The organism is Neisseria sp. P0018.S001 (assembly GCF_051957355.1).
GTDB classification, from domain to species: Bacteria; Pseudomonadota; Gammaproteobacteria; order Burkholderiales; family Neisseriaceae; genus Neisseria; species Neisseria subflava_A.
On the sequence record NZ_JBQCWN010000022.1, the window covers coordinates 1 to 8,101 of the forward strand.

General features: G+C 59.4%; 3 protein-coding genes. All 3 read left to right on the forward strand.

All coding sequences use genetic code 11. The features are described 5' to 3' along the window. Positions 1 to 669 (forward strand): IS5 family transposase (locus tag ACTHTJ_RS10350; protein ID WP_440360938.1); only part of this gene is annotated, 669 nt, incomplete at its 5' end. A 372-nt stretch (positions 670 to 1,041) separates the two neighbouring features. After that, the gene (locus ACTHTJ_RS10355; RefSeq protein ID WP_070461294.1) at positions 1,042 to 2,787 is read left to right on the forward strand and encodes a ShlB/FhaC/HecB family hemolysin secretion/activation protein; all 1,746 of its coding nucleotides are present in this window, start codon (positions 1,042 to 1,044) and stop codon (positions 2,785 to 2,787) included. A 68-nt stretch (positions 2,788 to 2,855) separates the two neighbouring features. Beyond that, the coding region (locus ACTHTJ_RS10360; RefSeq protein WP_440360939.1) for a two-partner secretion domain-containing protein at positions 2,856 to 8,101 on the forward strand (5,246 nt) is incomplete at its 3' end.

Consider the following 8,101-nt stretch of genomic DNA (forward strand, 5'->3'; position numbering starts at 1 on the left):
GACGACACCCTGTCCGAATTGCTGGAACTGATTAACCGCCAACTGACCGAAAAAAACCTAAAAATAGAGAAAGCATCCGCCGCCGTCATTGACGCCACCATTATTCAGACCGCCGGCAGCAAACAGCACCAGGCCATAGAAGTTGATGAAGAAGGACAAATCAGCGGCCAAACCACACCGAGTAAAGACAGCGATGCCCGTTGGATAAAGAAAAACGGCCTCTACAAACTCGGTTACAAACAACATACCCGTACCGATGCGGAAGGCTATATCGAGAAACTGCACATTACCCCAGCCAATACCCATGAGTGCAACCACCTGTCGCCTTTGTTGGAAGGACTGCCCAAAGGTACGACCGTCTATGCCGACAAAGGCTATGACAGTAAGGAAAACCGGCAACATCTGAAAGAACATCAGTTGTTGGACGGCATTATGCGCAAAGCCCACCGTAACCATCCGTTGTCGGAAGCGCAAACTAAACGCAACCGATATTTGTCAAAGACCCGTTATGTGGTCGAACAAAGCTTCAGTACGCTGCACCGTAAATTCCGCTACTCCCGGGCAGCCTATTTTGGTCTGCTCAAAGTGAGTGCGCAAAGCCATCTGAAGGCGATGTGTTTAAACCTGTTGAAAGCCGCTAACAGGCTAAGTGCGCCTGTTGCTGCCTAAAAGGCGGATCGGATGCCTGATTATGGGGTGTCCGGGCAGGATTAAGGGGGTATTTGGGTAGAATTAGGAGTGATTGGGGGCGAAACAGCCGAAAACCTGTGTTTGGGTTTCGGTTGTCGAGGGAAGGGCTTTTTTGCAAAGGTCTCTAACAGTGTTTTACACAACAGCTTAAGAAAAATACGCCGGCAACATCTCAAACACCGCAACCCTTTCAGGCTGCCATAAGGCTTCACAGTATCATTCTTGAAATCTTCAGATACTGTAAACAGCGCCAGATATCTATAGATAAAGTTAAGACATTGACATTTTATCAATGATTTTGTAAAATTTAGTGAGTTTATTTTCAAGTAAAAATATACTGGGTTTAACATTATGTCCGCCATACACACCCATCTGAGTTTAGCTATTTTGGCAGCCTTTTCTTTTCAGGCTGCACTTGCCGATACCATTGAAGAAAGCGAATTCAGACGTCAGGAAATGCGACGCCGGCAGCAGGAGCAGCAGCTGCAGCGCGAAGTCGATGTGCGTTTGGAAGATACGCGGCAAAGTACGCTTACTCCGTCTGCAGCCGAATCGGCCGAATCCCCCTGTTTCCCCATTCATACCGTTACCCTGACCGGCGATGCTGCCGGCCGTTTTCAGTTTGCACTTAAAAAAGCCTTGAAAGAAACCGGCTTCCAATCCGGACAATGTTTGGGTGCGCAAGGCATCAACCGCATTATGGTTGCGGCACAAAACGCCGTTATCGGCCGCGGCTATACCACTACCCGTATTTTGGCCGCACCGCAGGATTTAAACAGCGGAACTTTGGAATTAACCGTTTTGTCCGGCAAAGTGCGCTCGGTTCGCACTGATACTTCGCACAACGACCAAACCCGTGCCGCGCGCATTGCCGCCTTTCAAAACGAAATTCCGTTGAAAGGCGGCGATATTCTGAATCTGCGCCGTATCGAGCAGGGGCTGGAAAATCTCAAGCGCGTACCCACCGCGGAAGCCGATATTCAAATCGTTCCCGCCGATGCACCCGATGAAAGCGACATCATTGTTGCCTGGCGGCAGCGGCTGCTGCCCTACCGCCTGTCGCTCGGTGTGGACGACTCCGGCAGCAAAACCACCGGCAAATACCAAGGCAGCCTGACTTTCTCTGCCGACAACCCTTTCGGCTTAAGCGATCTGTTTTATCTGTCCTACGGCCGCCATCTGGGCCATACCGACACCCATACCGACTCCGAGGGCAAAAAAACCGCCGGCGGCACCCAAAGCTACGCCTTTCACTATTCCGTTCCTGCGGGCAACTGGCTGTGGAGCTGGAACCACAACTACTACCGCTACCACCAAGCCGTGGCGGGTATCAATGAAGTGTACGACTACAACGGCAAAAGCCGTGGCAGCGACATCGGATTTACCCGCCTGCTGTACCGTGATGCGCGGCGCAAGAGCCATATCGGCTTCAAACTGTGGCAGAAAGAAAACCAAAGTTTTATCGATGATGCCGAAGTCGAAGTACAGCGCCGTAAAACCGCCGGTTGGCAGTTGAGCCTAAAACACAAGGAATACATCGGCCGCAGCACTTTGGATATCGGCCTTGGCTACAAGCGCGGCACCGGCATGGCCGATGCCATTGCCGCCCCTGAAGAGGTGTTTGATGAAGGCACTTCGAGAATGAAGGTGATCACTGCCGACATCAGCTATAACCACCCCTTCCAAATCGGCCGGCAGCACTTCGTATATGACACCGCCCTGCATGCCCAGTGGAATAAAACCCCGCTGACGCCTTTGGACAAAATCGCCATCGGCGGTCGCTACACCGTGCGCGGCTTCGACGGCGAAAGCTCACTGTCGGCCGAGCGCGGCTGGTACTGGCGCAACGAAGCCGGCTGGTATTTTCAGGCTGCCCACCAGTTTTATCTGGCGCTAGACGGCGGCCATGTTTCCGGCGACTCGGCGCAATACCTGCTCGGCCAAACCCTAATCGGCGCCGCCGCCGGCCTGCGCGGCCAGTTCAAAGCAGGCGGCAGCCTGAATTACGACCTGTTTGTCGGCAAACCGATTAAAAAACCGCAAGGCTTTAGCAAACGTACCGCCGTTTTCGGCTTCAACCTAAACTATTCGTTTTAACCGGAGAAAACACGGGCACCGCCTGCATTTGGGCTGCCTGTTTCCCATTTCCACACGGACGCAAGAACATGAACAAACACTGCCATAAAATCGTCTTCAACCGCACCCGCGGCATCCTGATGGCCGTAGCCGAGACTGCCATCGGGCAGGGCAAAAGTCCCGGCGAGCGCTCAGGCGGAGAAACCGGTGGCGGTGACGGCAGCCTAAAAACCCGTTCAGGCTGCCGTTTGCATTTGGGCACGCTGACTTTCAGCCTGCTGCTCGGTTTCGGTTCGGCCCTGATTGTGCCCGCCGCCGCTGCCGACATCCAAGCCGACAAATCCGCCCCCAAATCCCAGCAGCCCGTCATCCTGCAAACCGGCAACGGACTACCGCAGGTCAATATCCAAACCCCCACCGCCCACGGCGTATCCGTCAACCAATACCGCCGTTTCGATGTCGACACGCGCGGCACCATTCTCAACAACAGCCATAAAAGCGTATCCACCCGCCAGGCCGGCTGGATACAGGGCAACCCCTTTCTCGCCCGCGGCGAAGCCCGTGTAATCGTCAACCAAATCAACAGCAGCGACCCGAGCCGGCTGAACGGCTATATCGAAATCGCCGGCCGCCGCGCCGAAGTGGTGATGGCCAACCCCGCCGGCATCCGCGTCGACGGCGGCGGCTTTATCAACAGCGCAGGTGCCACCCTGACCACCGGCCGTCCCATCCTGGCAGACGGCCGTTTCGACGGTTTGGACATCGGCAGCGGCCGTATTGAAATCGGCGCACAGGGTCTTGACGGGCGCGGTGCCGACTACACCCGCATTCTCAGCCGTGCCGCCAAGATTGACGGCGGCATTTGGGGGCAGGACGTCCAAGTGATTGCCGCCGCCGGCCAAACCGACGCCGCAGGCAGCCTGAAAGACGCCGCCGCACCCCGCACTCCGTCTTCATCCGCCCCCGTCTTTGCCATCGACACCGGCGCCCTGGGCGGCATGTATGCCGGCAAAATCACCCTGATTGCTGCCGATGCCGGCAGCGGCATCCGCAATGCCGGCAAGATTTACGCCGGTGCCGGCGGCGTGACCCTCAGCGCCGACGGAAGACTGGCCAACAGCGGCACCGTCGCCGCCCAAGACGGCGGCACCCTGCGTCTTAACGCCGGCCAAGCCGACAACAGCGGCACCCTTTACGCCCACGGCCAAAGCAGCATCGACAGCAAAAGCAGCCTGAACAACAGCGGCCGCATTCTCAGCACCGCAGAAAACCGCATCCGCAGCGCCCGGATTGACAACAGCGGTCAAATCGACGGCGGCCGTCTGGACATTGCCGCCCCCGTATTGGACAACAGCGGCCGCATCAGCCAAAGCGGCAGTCAGGATCTGGCCGTCGATACCGCCCGCCTGGCCAACAGCGGCCGCATCGGCCTGCCGGAAAACAACAACGGCAACAGTGGAAACAGTAGCGGCAACAACGGCGGAAACGGCAACAACAATGGTTCCCACTCCGGCAACAAGCGGCCGCCCGCCAATAACGGCAACGGCAATAGCGGCAACAGTCACGGCGGCCATACCCAAGTTCCCACTCCTGCCGACGGCCGCATCAGCGTCTCCGGCCGTTTGGACAACAGCGGCACCATCGAAGCGGGCGGCCGCACCGATCTGAACGTACACAGCGAACTGGCCAACAGCGGCCGCCTCACCCTCGGCAGCCTGAAAGCAGACGGCAGCCGTTTCGACAACCGCCAAGGCGACATTCTCGCCCACAGCGCCGACATTCACAGCAGCCACAGCGACAACCGCGGCGGCGCCCTGGCCGCAGGCAGCCTGAAACTGGATGGCACCCGACTCGACAACCGCCAAGGCGCCATCCGCAGCAACAGCCAAAGCGACATCCGCCTTTCAGACGGCCTGAACAACGAACAAGGCGAAATCACCACTGCCGGCAGCCTGAAACTGGCCGCCGACAACATCACCAACCAAGACGGCAGCATCTTGGCCGGACAGGACATCGGACTGGATGCCCGGGTACTGGACGGCAGCGGCACCCTGGCCGCTGGCCGTGATGCCGCCCTCAAACTCAGCGCCGACTTTGACAGCAGCGCAGACATCGAAGCCGGCCGCACACTCAGCATCGAAAGCGGCGGCAGCATCCGCAACCGCCACCGTTTGGCCGGCGGCGCAGCCCTCGACATCCGTGCCCGGCACATCGACAACCGCGCCGAAGGCAAACTGGTTTCCGGCAGCAATACCCGTATTGGCGCCGACACCGTGGACAACCGCGGCCTGATCAACAGCAACGGCCTGACCCGTATTGATGCCGCAGACAGCCTGAACAACATCGGCAGCGGCCGCATCTACGGCAGCCGTCTCGCCCTGGGCGGCGGCAGCCTGAACAACCGCGAAGAAGCAAGCGCAGACGGCAAAAACCAAGCCCCCGTGATTGCCGCACGAGAGCGGCTGGACATCGGCATGCGCAGCATAAGCAACACCGGCAGCGGCTTTGGCCGGATTGAAAACGGCCAAGTACAAACCGGCAGCGTCTCCAGCCTGATCAGCAGCGAAGGCACACTGCATATCGGCGGCCGTTTGAATGAGCGCCATCAGGCCGAAGGCAGGGCCGAGCGCCTGGAAAACCGCGGCGCGCGGATTGAAGCAGTGGGAGGCGGGCAGATTGCCGTTCAAAAACTGGACAACCTAAACGCCGGTTTGCGCACCGAAGAATATTTGGCCGACAGCCGCCGCCAAACTGCCTACACCTTTGCCGGCGAGCCCGAACGCTACATTGACGGCGAAGACGGCAACATGAGCCAATACCGAACCAATCTGGTCTTCCGTTTCAACGAGCAGGGCAGACAGAAAAGCGGCAGTACCGAACGCAAATTCGAACGCTCCGACGTATCGGCGGTACGCCGCTACCAATACAGCCTGAACCGTTACCGCCAACGTATCGTAGAAAGCCGTCCGGGCGAAATCCTGATTGGCGGCGACCTGAAAGCCGAAGGCGGAGAATGGCGTAACAGTGACAGCAAAATCCTGATCGGTGGCACATTGTCGGGGCTTTCCAAAGACAAGATTGCCAACCACGCCACCCAAGAGCAGCGGCGTCTGGAAGAAGTCGGCATAAGCGAACATGCGACCTTCGAAAGAAGCCATGGCCACCGAGGCAGGCATCATGTCTATTGGAGAGGTGGTTATGCTTACAACAACCCGAGCGTCAGCACCCACGATTTTGAAAACCAGCTGAGCGACATTCTGCAAAACCAAGGCAGCCTGAACCCTCCTGCCGGCCATGCCGCCGCAGCCGATGCCGCCACCGCCGCCGTTGCGCCACAACGCATTAAAAGTCCCGACGGCAGCTTCAGCCTGCCCGAAAGCAGCCTGTACACCGTCCGTCCCGACCGCCCCGGCTATCTGGTCGAAACCGATCCCGCCTATGCCGACTACCGCACCTGGCTGGGCAGCGACTACATGCTCAAAGCCCTGCAAACCGATCCCAACCGCACCCACAAACGGCTGGGCGACGGCTATTACGAGCAACGCCTGATCAACGAACAGATTGCCCGTCTGACCGGCTACCGCCGTCTGGACGGCTACCCGAACGACGAAGCCCAATTCCAAGCCCTGATGGACGCCGGCATCAGCTTTGCCCGCGCCCAGCAGCTGACCCCCGGCATCGCCCTGTCCCCCGAACAAGTTGCCCGGCTGACCAGCGACATCGTCTGGCTTGAAAGCCAGACCGTTACCCTGGCCGACGGCAGCAGCCAAAGCGTACTCGTACCCAAAGTCTACGTCCTCGCCCGCCCCGGCGATCTCAACAGCGCCGGCGGACTCATCAGCGCCGACGCCCTGCAGCTGGAAGCCGGCCGCATCGACAACCGCGGTACCCTTGCCGGCCGGCGCATCGTCGATCTGGCCGCCGGCGACATCAGCAACAGCGGCCGCATCGGCGGCAAAAACGTCATACTCGACGCCCAACAACAAATCGACATCACCGGCGGCAGCATCGAAGCCGAACGGCTGCTCAGCCTCAAAGCCGACAACATCACCCTCCAAAGCAGCACCGCCCAAAGCGGCGACTCGCACAACGGCCGCACCACCGTTGACCGTGTGGCCGGACTGTATGTCAGCGGCACAGAAGACGGCCAAGGCCTGCTCAGCCTCGAAGCAGGGCACGACATCAAACTGAACGGCGCCCGCCTGGCCAACCGCGCCCGCGACGGCCACAGCCAAATGATTGCCCGCGAAGGCAGCGTCACACTCGGCACCGTCCGCACCGAAAGCCACGAAAGCTACGGCGCGGCAAACGACAAAAACCACCGCCACATTCACCAAAGCGCCGAAGCAGGCAGCCGCATCGAAGCGGCCGGCAACATCACCGTATCCGCCGGTAAAGAGCTCAGCATCCGCCAAGGCCAAATCGACAGCCAAAACGGCCGCACCACCCTGGCCGCCCAAGGAAACATCGACATCAGCGAAGGCAGCCGCACCCTGGATTTGGACGAATCCACCTACAGCAAAGACCGCAGCCTGACCGGCAGCAAAAGCCGGCTGGACCAATACCGGCGCCAACACGACGAAGCAGCCGGCAGCGTGATTACCGGCCGCGAAGTCAGAACGGCTTCCGGCGGCGACACCCGCATCCGCGGCAGCCAAGTCATCAGCGACGGGCAGACCCTGGTGACCGCTGCCGGCGAAGTGCGCGTTGATGCTGCCGAGAACCGCTACCAAGATTGGGAAAACCACGAGCGCAAAAAGTCCGGCCTCACCGGTAGCCTGAAAAACGGCGTAGCGATGGCCGGTTACGGCAAGACCCAAGAAAACCTGCAGCAAAACAGCGTATCGTCTGCCGTAGTCTCCTCGCAGATAGGCAGCCTGAAAGGCGATACCACCGTAGCGGCGGGCGGCAAACTGAGTACCGAAGCCGCACAGCTGTATGCCGGTGGCGATCTGAAGCTGCAGGGGCGCGAAGTTTCCCTTGACGAAGCCTATAACCGCAGCGAACAGCACAGCCGGACACAGCGTAAACAAAGCGGCTTCTCGATCGGCATCACTTACGACCCCTATACCGCCGGTAAAAATGCCTGGGACAAAGCCATGCAGGGCGGCGGGTACAGCGACAGTATTGTTGGCAACTGGGTGCAGCGCAGCAGCGCCTCGGCCAAAGCCAGCCAGGCGGCGGGCACGCCTGTCGTGATCAGCGGCGGCCGCAGCCGCAGCACGCAGACGCAGGATAGCAGCAGCACCGAAGCCGTCGGCAGCTCGCTGACGGCCGGCCGCCATCTCAGCATCCGTGCCACCGAAGGCAGCATCGAAGCCAAAGACGCACAAAT